We start from the raw sequence: 12,973 nt of genomic DNA on the forward strand, positions 1-12,973 counted from the left end.
GCGATTTTCCTTGTCTCAGTCTGGGGGTGCACTCCAGTCCCGGTCGGCTTCGTCCATGACGTCCGCGATTGCGTCATCCTGGATCCGGACGCCCAAGTGCAGGCGGCGGTGCGACTGTTCTTCGATACCTTCAGACGCACCGGTTCCTATTTGGCGGTGGTCAAGGAGTTCCACGCGAAGGATCTGGTCTTCCCGCGCCGCCTGAGAAGCGGCGCCCACAAGGGTGAGCTGGTCTGGACGGAACTCCTGCATTGTCGCGCGCGACAGATCATCCACAACCCCCGCTATGCCGGCGCCTTCGTCTTCGGCCGCACCAAGAACCGGCGTTTGCCGAATGGCAAATACTCTTCCCGGCAGGTCCCGAGCGAGGATTGGATCCTATTGCGCGATACACATCCGGGCTACATTAGCTGGGAAGACTACCTGTCGAACCTGGAGCGGGTGAACGGCAACGCGCTTGCGTGGAGTTCGGAGCGGCACCATGGTCCCGCCCGGGAGGGGCCGGCCCTGCTGCAGGGGCTCGTGATCTGCGGTGCCTGCGGGGAACGGATGTCGGTGCGCTATCACTCTCATCGCAAGGGCGAGATACCGAGCTACTGGTGCGGCCGTCGCCCAATGCACCGAGGCGAGATTGGTCTGTGCCAAACGATACATGGAGGCGCGCTCGATGCGGCGATCGGAGAAATCCTCATCGAGGCGATGACGCCGCTCTCGATCGAAGTGGCGCTGGGCGTGCAGCAGGAACTCGCAACCCGCCAGGAGGAAGCCGACCGGCTCCGCCGACAGCATGTGGAGCGGGCCAAGTACGAAGCCGAACTCGCCCAACGTCGCTTCCTCAAGGTCGATCCCGACAACCGCCTGGTCGCTGACGTGCTGGAAGCGGATTGGAACGCCAAGTTACGGGCGGTTGCCGCCGCGCAGGAAGCATACGACAAATCCGCCGCGGCTGACGTCAGTGTCGTTAACGATACGGAGCGGGCGGAATTGATGGCCCTTGCCAGCGACTTCCCACGCCTCTGGCGGGATCCGCGCACGAAGATGAAGGACAAGAAGCGCATGCTGCGCCTGTTGATCGATGACGTGACCCTCACCAAGGGGGACACGGTGCATGTCGATATCCGTTTCGTCGGCGGCGCGACGCGTTCGCTCGATCTGCCGCTGCCGAAGTCGTGCGTCGTGTTGCGTACGACAGATGCCGCCGTGGTGCAGGAAATCGATCGACTCATCGACACCTATACCGACAAAGAGATCGCCGACCTCCTCAACGAGCGCGGGGTGCGCACGGTGGTGACGATCCCGTGGACCGCTGCACGTATCGGGCGGCTTCGCCATATCTATCAGCTTACCGATCGGCGTACGCGCCTGCTCGCGCAGGGCCTGCTGACCCCTGAGGACGTCGCGACCCGCTACGGTGTCGTGATCTCCACCGTGCATCTCTGGCGTCGGCGGGGCCTGCTGCGTGCCCACCCGGTCAACGATCGGGGCGACTTCCTCTACGAGATCCCGCCGCAGGACCTGCCGGCGAAGTTTGCTCACAAACTTGTTTATCAGGTCGATCCCGTCATCACATAGCTGACGAGGTGCAGTATGAGCCTAAGCCCTTCTCATGCGCGATGCCCCGATTGTTGCGGGACGGGTCATGCCGTAGTGGCCGCACAGTTCGTCGTAGCGGCGCGTCAGGTCCTCCCGGGGGTCCTTGTCCAGGTTGCGGAACACCGCTGACAGGCTGTCGCTGCGATGCTCGCGGGGAGCCCCGCCGAGCGACCACAGCGCGTTCTGCAGGCCTTCCGCCAGAGCGACGAAACTCTCGCCGCCGAGCACGACATGCGCATGCTCGAAGCCGGAATTGGCGAGCCGGAAATGGTAGAGCCGGTGATCGAGCGGCTGGTCCGCGATCGTGACGCCGGCGGCTGCCATGTCGGTGAAATCCGACAATCCCATGCGCCCGGGTACGTGAACCTGCCGGAAGATGACCTCCTGTTCCTCGCCATGGACGGCGCGCCAGGCTCGGACCCGGCGCTCGATCGTGCGGCGAATGCCAGCTCCAAGCTCGGGATGACGCCGGATCATCTCATCGAAGATGGCGATCGACCGGATGCCGGGAGCCGCCCGCAGCAGCGGCACGATCTCGGCGTCGAAAATCTCCGCGAGCGGATCGGGCCGGCGCCGTTGCCGCGGAACCTTCTTTTGCGAGGGCAGCCTCAAATCGTTCTCGATGCGATAGGCCGTGGCCGTGCTGATCGACGCCTTCGCCGCCGCGACGGCCGTCGTATTGGTCTGCCGGAACTTCATGAAAAGCCTCATCTGGTGATCGGTTACGTGGCGGCCGGGCACAAAGTGATTCCTCCCCAACAGGAAAAACCACCGGCATACCCAGACGAACGCCCCCGAAAAGGAACGCGCCGCCGGCGGATTGAAACTCCGGTCGGGATTGCCGCGCCGCACGGGCCTCGCGACCGGGTCAAACTGACGCTTGCCGTTCGCCAGTCCCGTGATGGCCGCAAGCTTTCCACTGCCAGGTTCGTCAGATCTCTTGCATTGATCTCTGCGATCCTGCTCACCAATGCCTTGGTGCAGAAAATTGAGCGCTTACCGACATTTTCTGTCGGGTCTGTCGAGTCCGCCCCACCGGTTGCACAGCCTTTTCATGTCCTGCCTCGGGAAGAATAGCTGAACAGCAATGAAACCTCTTGCTTCAGCTCGTGTCAGCCTAACAGGCACGAATCTTGAATGTCCTTCGTTGCCGAACCGGTACCGCCAGCCGCCATTCACACGACAGGCGTTCGAAACCAATAAATGCTCTAAATCTGCGACTAACCAACAAGGATTGCATTATGCCAAATAAAAAAAAGAACTCATATTCTATATTGGGCGATTATGCTGAGTGCGCAAGAATGATAAATGCGCGTAACACAAAAATCGTTGATACAGACAGCAATAAAGGGCATGGCGTCTTCGCTTCTCGTCAATTCATGCCCGGCGAGGTTGTTATGATTGGGTTAATCGACCGCTTGGAGGAAGTTAGGACGATATACACGATTCAAATGGATTGGAATGTTCATGCTCTGTTTGAGGAGCCAGCTATCCGTTCGAACCATTCTTGTAATCCCAATCTAGCGATCGTGCCTAACCGATTCGGAGCCTATGATTTTATCGCTATTCAGGAAATCTCTCGTGACGTCGAACTGACCTGGGATTATGCTACCTCAGAGAGCGAGAGTATCGCGGTACCAGTCTGTCTTTGTTCAGCGGCAAATTGCCGAAAATCAGCCGGAGGCTTCTTCACGTTGCCTCCGGATCATCCGATGCTCTCGGCAGGATTCTACGCTCCCTATCTCCAACGGAACTCTGGACGGTTTCCGAGGGGGATAGGAATGTTTGCAAAGTTGGTTGGCTCCTAGTCTTAGTCTAGTCATATGAATCTAAAATTCGCTGCATAAGGTCTGCTCGGCCTTTTGGCAGAAGCGCTTGACTGATGAGAGGATGTCGTCGGCGGATTTGACCCAGCGATAGGGCTTTGGGTTCTCATTGTGCCGCTCAATGAAGGAGCGGATGTCGGCTTCGAGTTGGCTGGTCGAGGTGTGGACGCCGCGACGCAACTGCTTGCGGGTGAGTTCGGCAAACCAGCGTTCTACCTGGTTGATCCAGGATGCCGATGTCGGCGTGAAGTAGACATGGTAGTGCGGCCGTCGCGCCAGCCATGACCTAACCAACGCGGTTTTATAAGTCGCGTAGTTATCCATGACGATGTGGACGTCGAGGTCCGGCGGAATACTGGCATCGACCTGCTTCAGGAAGTCCAGTAACTCGGTGGCCCGGTGCCGTTTGTAGCACTTGCCAATAACGAAGCCGGAGGCGACGTCGAGCGCTGCAAACAGCGAGGTGGTGCCGTGCCGGACATAGCTATGTGTCCGACGCTCGGGCATGCCCCGCATCATCGGCAGCACGGGCTGCTCACGGTCGAGCGCCTAAATCTGGCTCTTCTCGTCGACGCTGAGCACGAGCGCCCTATTGGGTGGCGACAGGTAGAGCCCGACGATGTCGCGCACCTTGTCGACGAACAGCGGATCGCTCGACAACTTGAACGTCTCCGAGCGGTGCGGCGCGGCGATCAGGATGAGAGGTCTCTCCCAGATTGTCGCGCTATAGCAACAGCCATTCGCTCGCGCAGCCGCCGTAAGGCGTTCGGCCTGAAAAATAGCTTGAAGCCTTGTGTTGCAGGGATTCCCAAGGGGTTTGAAGTATTGGAAAATGCCGGAAATCGAATCCGATCCTGTCCCTTTCCGGTGTTTTCGCGATGCTGCCATCCCGTCCGTCACGCAACAGGAATGACCTCTTCCGCGAACGTCTGGACGCGATCATCAACATGAGGCACCCGCTGGTCCGGCTTTCAGGTCTGATGCCATGGGCACGGTTCGATGAGACGTTCGGCCGCTTCTACCGTCCGGTCGGCAGGCCGGCCAAGCCGACGCGGTTGATGGTCGGGCTGCATTACCTCAAGCACGTCCATGACCTGTCGGACGAGGAGGTGGTGGATCGCTGGGTGGAGAATGCCTACTGGCAGTATTTCTGCGGCTTCGAGTTCTTCCAGCACGAGGCGCCGATCGACGCCAGCACGATGACGCGCTGGCGCAAGCGGATCGGGCCGGAGGGGCTTGAGGAAATGCTGAAGGCGAGCGTCGAGGTTGCACTCGACACCGGGACGGCCAAGCCGAACTCGCTGGAGCGGATCACCATCGACACCACGGTGCAGCCGAAGGCGATGCCCATCCGACCGACAGCCGGCTTTACCTGAAGGCCATCCAGATACTGGTTCGCCAGGCGAAGGGGCATGGCGTCGTGCTCAGGCAGAGCCACACCCGACTCGCCAAGGCCGCGGCGGTTCGCGCCGGCCGCTATGCCCACGCCCGGCAGTTCCGCCGGATGCGACGCGAACTGAAGCGCCTGCGCACCTATCTCGGACGCGTGTTCCGCGACATCAGCCGCAAGATCGCCGGCAATGCCGAACTCGAGGTCAGGTTTGCTCGATTGCTCGGGCTGGTCGAGCGGCTGCTAGTCCAGAAGCCGAAAGACAAGAACAAGCTCTATTCACTGCATGCGCCCGAGGTGGTCTGCATCTCGAAAGGCAAAGCCCGTACGCCCTACGAGTTTGGCTGCAAGGTCGGGATCGCAACGACGAACCGGGAAGGCCTCGTGCTGGCCGCCAAATCCTTCGAGGGTAATCCGTATGACGGCCATACGCTCGCCGCGACCGTCAATCAGGCGGTGGAGATCGGCGGCGTCGACCCGGACCGCATCTATGTCGACAAGGGCTATCGCGGCCACGAGCGCGCTATACTATCGAGGAAGCTCTTCTGCGGGTTGTCGAGCCGGGAGCGATTACCGCAGCCGTCGAGGCCGAAGCACAAGCGGCCAGCCGTCGCGATCAGTTTCGTGATGCGCTGGTGCGCGATCTCGAGGCGGCACGCTACAGCGCTGATTGGGCATTCCGGCAATACGACGCCATCGATCCGCAGAACCGGCTGGTCGCGGCGGAACTGGAGTTGCGATGGAACCGGGCGCTTACGCGTGTCGGCGAGATCGAGAGCAGGATTGCCGCGCATGATGCCTCGACATCGGAGCCATCACTTCTGTCGCCAATACACGTCACCGCGCTCGCCGCCGATCTCAAGGCTGTGTGGGCAGCGCCGACGACGGATGCAAGGCTCAAGAAACGCATCGTTCGTACCGTCATCCGGAAGGTGATCGCCGATATCGATGACGAAGCGTCAGAGATCGTTCTCCTGATCCATTGGGTTGGCGGCGTCCATACTGAACTGCGCCTGCCGAAGCGGCGCCGTGGACAGCGCAACAGTACGTCCGGCGATATCATCTCGGCCGTCCGCCAACTGGTGCTCATCGCCAATGATGATCTGATTGCCGGCATCCTCAACCGCAATGGGCTGGTGACCGGCCACGGCAATCGATGGACACGCGAACGGGTCACCGCGCACAGGTCGCATCATAAGATCCCTGTCTTCCGGCCGGCGGCGGACGGCAAAGAGCCATGGCTTAACCTGAACAAGGCGGCGCGCCTTCTCGGCGTTGCACCGAAGACCCTCAGGCTCGCCGCCGAGGCGGGCGAGGTCGTAGGCGTTCATCCTCTGCCGGATGGTCCATGGATCTTCAGCCGATCAACGCTTGACGAACCGGCGGCTCAGCGCATCGTTCATCGCGCGCGGCAAAACCCAAAATACCCCACGGGATCGCATCCAGATCAGCAAAACCTATTCACTTCAACGACATAAACAGATGGGTGTTATGAAACAGGATTTAAGTCCTCCATCCATTCAGCGATGGCACTGCGGGCGTGATCCAGGCCGAAGAACAGGCTCTCGTTCAGGAGCTCATCGCGCATCCGTCCATTGAATGACTCGACATAGCCGTTCTGGCATCGGCCTGCCCGGCGCGATGTAGTGCCATTCCACCCGATGATCCTTCGACCAGGCGAGGATCGCGTTCGAGGTGAACTCGGTGCCGTGGTCGGAGACGATCATGCCGGGCTTGCCGCGGTGGGCGATCAGTTCCGTCAGTTCACGCGCCACCTGGCGGCCGGAGATCGACGTGTCCGGGATCGCCGCCAGGCATTCGCGCGTCACGTCGTCGACGATGTTGAGCACGCGGAACCGCCGGCCGCAGGCGAACTGGTCATGGACGAAATCCAGCGACCAGCGTGCACTCGGCTTCGCCTGGACCAGGATCGGAGCCCGCGTCCCTACCGCTCGGCGCCTGGAGCGTCGCTTGCGCACGGTCAGTCCTTCTTCGCGGTACAGCCGGTAGATGCGGTTGATACCCGATGCCTCGCCCTCGCGCCCGAGCAGAATGAACAGCCGCCGATAGCCGAAGCGCCGGCGCTCGTTGGCAAGGTCGCGTAGCCGGCCGCGCAGTTCCGTCTCAGGTGGGCGACAAGAACGATACCGGATCATCTTGCGATCAGCGCCCACAAAGGAAGAGGCCCGCCGCTCCGACAAGCCCATCGTGGCCTGCAGATGCGCGACGGCTTCGCGCTTGGCGGCGGGCCCTACCATTTTTTGAAAGAAGCTTCAACTGAGGAACAAGACGCCGAAGCGCCGGGTGAAGGCGAAGCTGCGAGACGATCGCCAGCCAGCCGTCGAACCCAACGACGTCTGGGCGATGGACTTCGTTCACGACCAGCTCGCGACGGGCAAGAAGATCCGGGTCCTCACGGTCGTAGATACGTTCTCACGCTACGTGCCGGTGCTCGACCCACGCTTCAGTTACCGCGCCGAGGATGTGGTCAGGATGCTGGAACAGGTCTGCCCCAAGATCGGCTATCCAAAGACGATCCGGGTCGATCAAGGCTCGGAGTGCGTCTCCCGCGAGCTCGACCTGTGGGCCTACACCAGGGGCGTCACGCTCGACTTCTCGCGACCGGGAAAGCCAACGGACAACGCTTACATCGAAGCCTTCAACGGCCGCTTCAGGGCGGAATGTTTGAACGCCCACTGGTTCCTGACGCTTGCCGACGCGGCCGAAAGGTTGGAGGATTGGCGCAGATACTACAACGAGGTGCGCCCACATGGCGCAATCGGGCACAAGGTTCCGATCTCGTTGATCAATCCCGATGGCGCCGTCAGCCCGCCATCGTGAAACAGCCGGAAAACTCCACCTTCCGGCGGTCCAAAGAATGGTATCGGATCACTCGAGGCCGGACTCTAATCTCAGCTGGAGGAAATTACCCGTGGCAGGTCATACCAACATCATAGCATATTTTAGGTCCAGACAGGATTTTTTACAGGTCGTGCACGGTGGAGTGATCGACGTTCAAGCCGCGCTCGGCCATCATCTCTTCCAGATCGCGAAGNCGCACTGCAGGATCACCGACTGGTCGAAATGGCGGCCCTTGAACATCACGTACTCCTCCAAAGCTGAGGGGCGTTCCATGCCATAGTCCGCTTTCCGAAAGGTTTGCGACAGAGCCCATTTGTTGGGCCTAGTGTGAATCCCGCTCGACATGCGATCCGCGCGGCCCCACCAACAAATCCAGGTCTGCCCCAAGATTCGCTTGCTGGACATGTTGGGTGTAGAGCGCGGCATACCCTGAGGAATATTGCCTGACGGGTGAAGTCCATGTGGCGCGCCGTGCAGCCAGGACCTCGTCAGATACGTCCAGATGGAGCCGGCGCGCAGGAATGTCGACGGCGATCATGTCGCCGTTTTCAACCAGTGCCAAAGGTCCGCCGGCCGCGGCTTCGGGCGCGACATGAAGGATGACTGTTCCATAGGCCGTGCCCGACATACGTGCATCGGATATTCGGATCATATCCTTGATGCCCTGCTTCAAGAGCTTCGGCGGCAGGCCCATGTTTCCCACCTCTGCCATGCCGGGATAACCCTTCGGCCCGCAATATTTCAGCACCATGATGCAGGACGCGTCGATGTCGAGGTCGTCCCGGCCGATGCGCTCATGGTAGTCCTCGATGCTCTCGAATACGACCGCGCGCCCGCGATGCTGCATCAGCTGCGGACTTGCGGCCGATGGTTTCAGGACCGCGCCGTCCGGAGCGAGGTTCCCCCGTAGAACGGCTATCCCGCCTTGCGGGGTCAATGCCTCTTCGGGCGGAAGGATCACGTCGCTATTGAAGTTCTCGGCATCCTTTACGCCCTCCCAGATCGGCTTGCCGTTTACGGCCAAAGCTTGCCTGTTCAACAGCCCCAGATCGCCAAGAGTGCGCATCACGACGGGCAGGCCCCCGGCATAGTAAAATTCCTCCATCAGGTGCTTGCCGGATGGCTGAAGGTTCACAATGGTTGGCACGTCGCGGCCCATCCGGTCCCAGTCGTCGAGAGACAACGGCACGCCCACCCGTGCGGCGATCGCCAAAAGATGAATGACGGCATTGGTCGATCCGCCGACCGCGCCGTTCACCCGGATAGCGTTTTCGAACGCGGCATTGGTCAGAACGTGAGACGGTCTTAGGTCATCCTTGACCATGTCCACGATCCGCCGTCCCGACAGGTGCGCCAGCACCCGACGGTGCGCGTCTACGGCAGGGATGGCGGCATTGCCCGGCAGGGTCATACCCAAGGCTTCGGCCATCGTCGCCATGGTGCTGGCGGTACCCATGGTCATGCAATGCCCCGCCGACCGGGCCATGCCCTGTTCGGCATCCATGAATTCGGCAAGCGTCATCTCGCCCGCCTTGACCATTTCGGAGAACTGCCAGATGGCGGTGCCCGAGCCTACATCCTTGCCGCGCCATTTCCCGTTCAGCATCGGCCCCCCGGAAACGACGATGGCGGGAAGGTCGACGCTGGCCGCGCCCATCAGAAGGCTGGGTGTGGTCTTGTCGCAGCCGGTCAGAAGCACGACGCCATCGACAGGATTGGCGCGCAGGGCCTCCTCGACATCCATGGCGGCGAGATTGCGGAACATCATCGCCGTGGGACGGAGGTTGGATTCCCCGCACGAGAAAACCGGAAACTCCACAGGAAATCCGCCCGCTTCCAACACGCCACGCTTTACCCGTTCGGCAAGTTCGCGAAGATGCGCGTTGCAGGGCGTCAGTTCCGACCAGGTATTGCAGATGCCGATGACTGGCCGGCCATCGAAGGTATCTGCGGGAAGTCCCTGGTTCTTCATCCAGGAGCGATGCATAATCGCATTCTTGCCGGTTCCACCGAACCATTCCTGCGACCGCAAGCTTCGCGGCCAAGTCTTCTTCTCAAAGGTCATCGTCTCAATCTTTCGTTAAGTTTGTTGGGCCGCCGGTCGAATGATCTCGATCGCGTTCATTGCAGTCTCCACAGGGGATCAAGCGCTTGTCCCCGCCCGAGGTAAGCAGCTACGTTGTCCAGCGCGCGGAGGCCCATGTCAGTGCGGGTTTCCAGCGTGGCGCTCGCCATATGGGGAGTGGCAAAGACTTGGGGCGTGGATATCAATTCCCGGTTGCCGCCAGGCTCATGGGCAAAGACGTCCAATCCGGCGGCGGCAATGTGACCCGATTTCAATGCCTCCAGCAGCGCGTCTTCATCGACCAGTACACCGCGCGCCGAGTTCATGACCACGGCGCCGCGGGGCAACAACGACAGCCTTTTCGCATTCAGCCAGCGATGGGTTTCATCCATCGCTGGCGCATGAAGCGACAAAAAATGGCACTCCGGTAGCATGGCCTCGGGATCGGGGAAGTAGCGGCACCCTGCCTCGGTCGCGGGATCGAGACGTTTGACATCTGAATAGAGGACGAACATGCCGAAGCCGTGCGCTCGACGCGCAACCGCCTGGCCGATGCGGCCCATGCCCAGAATGCCAAGCGTCTTGCCGGACAGGCGAATACCCAGCATCTCGTTGGCTCCAAGCACCCGCGGCCAACCCTCGCCGGCGATCGCCAGATATTCCTTTGCGCGGCGTGCCGCCCCCAGCATCAGGAGCATCGCGAAATCTGCGGTGCAGTCGGTCAGGACACCGGGTGTGTTCGTGACCATTAGATTTCGTGCCTTGGCTGCGGCTACGTCCACATGGTCGAAACCCACGCTGACAGTCGCCGCGACCGCTAGACATGCCGGCAGGGAAGCGACTGCAGCCCCGTCGAGCACGATATTGTTTGCAAAAACCAAACCGGCCGGCTGCTCGCGTTCCAGCGCCGCGAGGGTTTCCTCCCAGGTCATGTCACGGTCCGCCGGTCCTTCGGCAACATCGAACAATTCCCGCGCGTGCGCCAGGGCCGCCTGCGGCAGTTTACGCGAAATCACTATCTTGGCCTTGCTCATGGCCTCCCCTCCGTTTTCTCGAATGCGTCCAATCCTGCGGCGCGCAGTTCGGCCACGCTGTTGAATCCCATCAGTGCAAGCGTTATGTCGATTTCTGTCGCAATCATCTCAATGGCGCGCGAGACACCGGCCTCGCCTTCCGCAGCCAATCCGAAAGCATAAGCGCGGCCCAGAAGAACTGCATCAGCGCCGAGAGCCAGCGCCTTGACCACCTGGCTGCCGCGGCGGATGCCGCCATCGAGCAATACCTCGGCCCGACCCGCGACTCGTTCGACGATCCGGCGCAGAACGGAAATGGTCGACGGTGCGCCGTCGAGTTGTCGTCCCCCATGATTGCTGACAACGATGGCGTCGGCGCCGACATCCAAGGCGCGCTCCGCGTCATCAGCCGTCATTATGCCCTTGACAATCAGCTTGCCCGGCCAGTTCGTTCGCAGTTCAGCCAGATCGGCCCACGTGAGCGCAGGATCGATGTTCGCGGTGATTCGTTGCGACTGCGACATGAGCGTCGCGCCGGTCTCGGCCGGGAAGTTGCCGAGCAAGGGCATGCCCCTTCCGGCTATCTGCCAGCACCAGGATGGATGGCGCGCCAGATCGAGCATTGCCCGTGGTCCGAGCCTGGAGGCCAATCGGAAACCGTTCGCTACGTCTTTTTCTCGGAGGCCGGAAACGGCGGTATCGACAGTGACCACCACCACCGTCACCCCGCAGGCCGCCGCCCGATCAAGCAATGCTTTTGACAGCCCTCGGTCGCGGAGGATGTAGCTTTGGAACCAAACAGGTCGTTCGGCGCTTGCCGAGACCCTCTTCACCGGGCAGATCGACATGGTGGACAAGCAGAATGGTATGCCTGCCGCGGCCGCCGCGCGATTTGCGGCAACTTCGCCTTCCTTCCAGAACATGCCGGCAAACCCCACCGGTCCGAGGATCAGTGGAAGCGATTGTTTTTGTCCAAGCACCGACACGGAAAGGTCGCGTCGGGAAACATCGCGAAGGATCTGTGGGCGCAGGGCCAATGCATCGAAATCGACCTCGTTGCAGCGCAACGTCGCCTCTGAGAATGCTCCGCCGTCGATATAATCGAAGAACATGCGTGGCAGCCGGCGTTGTGCATGCTGTCGCAAGCCGGCGATGTTGACGGGAGTGCTCACAGTTGCAAGACCTCGATAGGCCTGTCCGGTTCGCCCGCCGCCAGCGGATTGCGCAAGGGCGCACCGAACAGCGGGCACTCCACCTCGAAAACGTCGCCGGGTATTGGGGTAAGGCCTGCCGAGAAGCTCAGGACACTGGCTCCGAAAAAATAAACGTGAACGTCACCGGGACGCCTGAACCCGGCATATTTGAAATGGTGCTGTTCGAGATTGCCGATCGAGTGGCTCATGTTCGCCTCGCCCGAGAGCAGCGGCGCGTTCCAGATGACCTCTTCGTTACGGCGAACGCGAATATCGCCTTGTACATTCTCCGGAAGATCGCCGACGAGCAGTTCGGGGCCGTAGGAGCATTGCCGTAGTTTCGAGTGAGCGAGACAAAGATAGTTCTTGCGCTCCATCACGTGATCGGAAAATTCGTTACCCAAGGCATATCCGACGCGGATCACTTGACCGCGGGAGCCGATCACATAGAGACCGACGATCTCACCCTCCTCGCCGCCGTCGTCGGCATAACCGGGAAGCTCGATCGGATGCTCGGGATGCACGGCCCAATTGCCGTCGCCCTTGTAGGCCCATTCCGGCTGGACGCCGATTTCCTCCTGCGCCGGTTTCCCGCCCTCGACGCCCAGTTTGAACATCTTCATCGAATCGGTGAGGTCACCCTTGTCCATCTCGGCATGCATCGCAGCCCGCGACTGCGCGGAGCCCAGATGCGTTAGGCCGGTAATCGCGATGACGCAACGTGCGGCATCCTCGTGGTCCAGCGGCAGCAACAACCGTCGCTCGGCGATAACGGCGGCATAGTCGACGGCTTCGCCGAGGGCATAACCGCTCAGACTTTGCTGAAGTGTCTGCCCTTCCTCCACGGCCCGGAGCGCCATTTCGCGAACCGAGGACGCACCGACGATTCGCACCGGAGAATTTTTCTCCACAATCAAACCAACCGCACGGACGCCGGACGCTGTGATGTATTGAATAAGTCTCATACTCTGCCCTTCCATATTTCGACCATTGCCCCATTTTCCTCTTGTGCCGGCGCATTGCGCGCGTTT

8 protein-coding genes and 6 pseudogenes are annotated in these 12,973 nt (G+C 60.9%); 6 read left to right on the top strand and 8 right to left on the bottom strand.

Annotated features, from left to right (window positions below; genetic code table 11):
• Positions 1-96 precede the first annotated feature (96 nt).
• The gene (locus X744_RS143155; RefSeq protein ID WP_023762328.1) at positions 97-1,572 is read left to right on the top strand and encodes a recombinase family protein; all 1,476 of its coding nucleotides are present in this window, start codon (positions 97-99) and stop codon (positions 1,570-1,572) included.
• A gap of 31 nt (positions 1,573-1,603) precedes the next feature.
• Here the strand turns inward: X744_RS143155 and X744_RS03725 are convergent.
• Positions 1,604-2,304, bottom strand: a pseudogene (locus X744_RS03725) (IS21 family transposase); the annotation flags it as partial.
• A 3-nt stretch (positions 2,305-2,307) separates the two neighbouring features.
• Between X744_RS03725 and X744_RS1000000174625 the strand changes: the two are divergent.
• Both X744_RS1000000174625 and X744_RS1000000172720 read left to right on the top strand, forming a co-directional pair.
• Complete coding sequence (locus tag X744_RS1000000174625; protein WP_198032279.1) at positions 2,308-2,670, top strand: hypothetical protein; 363 nt, start codon at positions 2,308-2,310, stop codon at positions 2,668-2,670.
• 164 nt (positions 2,671-2,834) lie between these two features.
• The gene (locus X744_RS1000000172720; RefSeq protein ID WP_084025694.1) at positions 2,835-3,401 is read left to right on the top strand and encodes an SET domain-containing protein-lysine N-methyltransferase; all 567 of its coding nucleotides are present in this window, start codon (positions 2,835-2,837) and stop codon (positions 3,399-3,401) included.
• 21 nt (positions 3,402-3,422) lie between these two features.
• On the opposite strand, the pseudogene X744_RS01000000170280 reads toward X744_RS1000000172720, so the two are convergent.
• Positions 3,423-4,103, bottom strand: a pseudogene (locus X744_RS01000000170280) (IS630 family transposase); the annotation flags it as partial.
• Positions 4,104-4,297: 194 nt separating this feature from the next.
• Between X744_RS01000000170280 and X744_RS01000000170285 the strand changes: the two are divergent.
• Positions 4,298-5,325, top strand: a pseudogene (locus X744_RS01000000170285) (IS5 family transposase); the annotation flags it as partial.
• Positions 5,326-5,741: 416 nt separating this feature from the next.
• The gene (locus X744_RS1000000174825; RefSeq protein ID WP_245266836.1) at positions 5,742-6,287 is read left to right on the top strand and encodes a recombinase; all 546 of its coding nucleotides are present in this window, start codon (positions 5,742-5,744) and stop codon (positions 6,285-6,287) included.
• Between the two features lie 29 nt (positions 6,288-6,316).
• Here the strand turns inward: X744_RS1000000174825 and X744_RS03715 are convergent.
• A pseudogene (locus X744_RS03715) lies at positions 6,317-7,073 on the bottom strand (IS3 family transposase); the annotation flags it as partial.
• A gap of 7 nt (positions 7,074-7,080) precedes the next feature.
• Between X744_RS03715 and X744_RS143145 the strand changes: the two are divergent.
• A pseudogene (locus X744_RS143145) lies at positions 7,081-7,650 on the top strand (integrase core domain-containing protein); the annotation flags it as partial.
• 151 nt (positions 7,651-7,801) lie between these two features.
• Here the strand turns inward: X744_RS143145 and X744_RS1000000174090 are convergent.
• From X744_RS1000000174090 to araD1, 5 genes and pseudogenes are all read right to left on the bottom strand, one after another.
• A pseudogene (locus tag X744_RS1000000174090) lies at positions 7,802-7,911 on the bottom strand (IS6 family transposase); the annotation flags it as partial.
• Between the two features lie 82 nt (positions 7,912-7,993).
• Complete coding sequence (gene araD, locus X744_RS143140; protein WP_023762339.1) at positions 7,994-9,736, bottom strand: L-arabinonate dehydratase; 1,743 nt, start codon at positions 9,734-9,736, stop codon at positions 7,994-7,996.
• Between the two features lie 56 nt (positions 9,737-9,792).
• Positions 9,793-10,770 (bottom strand): D-glycerate dehydrogenase, encoded by a 978-nt coding sequence (locus X744_RS143135; protein ID WP_023762340.1) that lies wholly within the window; start codon positions 10,768-10,770, stop codon positions 9,793-9,795.
• Positions 10,767-11,921, bottom strand: a complete 1,155-nt coding sequence (locus X744_RS143130) for an alpha-hydroxy acid oxidase (RefSeq protein ID WP_023762341.1) — start codon at positions 11,919-11,921, stop codon at positions 10,767-10,769. The genes X744_RS143135 and X744_RS143130 overlap by 4 nt, the downstream gene beginning before the upstream one ends.
• Entirely contained in the window at positions 11,918-12,922 is a 1,005-nt protein-coding gene (gene araD1, locus X744_RS143125; RefSeq protein WP_280948968.1) for an AraD1 family protein, read from the bottom strand. Before araD1 ends, X744_RS143130 begins: the two co-directional genes overlap by 4 nt.
• Positions 12,923-12,973: the final 51 nt, after the last annotated feature.

The organism is Mesorhizobium sp. LNHC252B00, assembly GCF_000502955.1.
GTDB lineage: Bacteria > Pseudomonadota > Alphaproteobacteria > Rhizobiales > Rhizobiaceae > Mesorhizobium.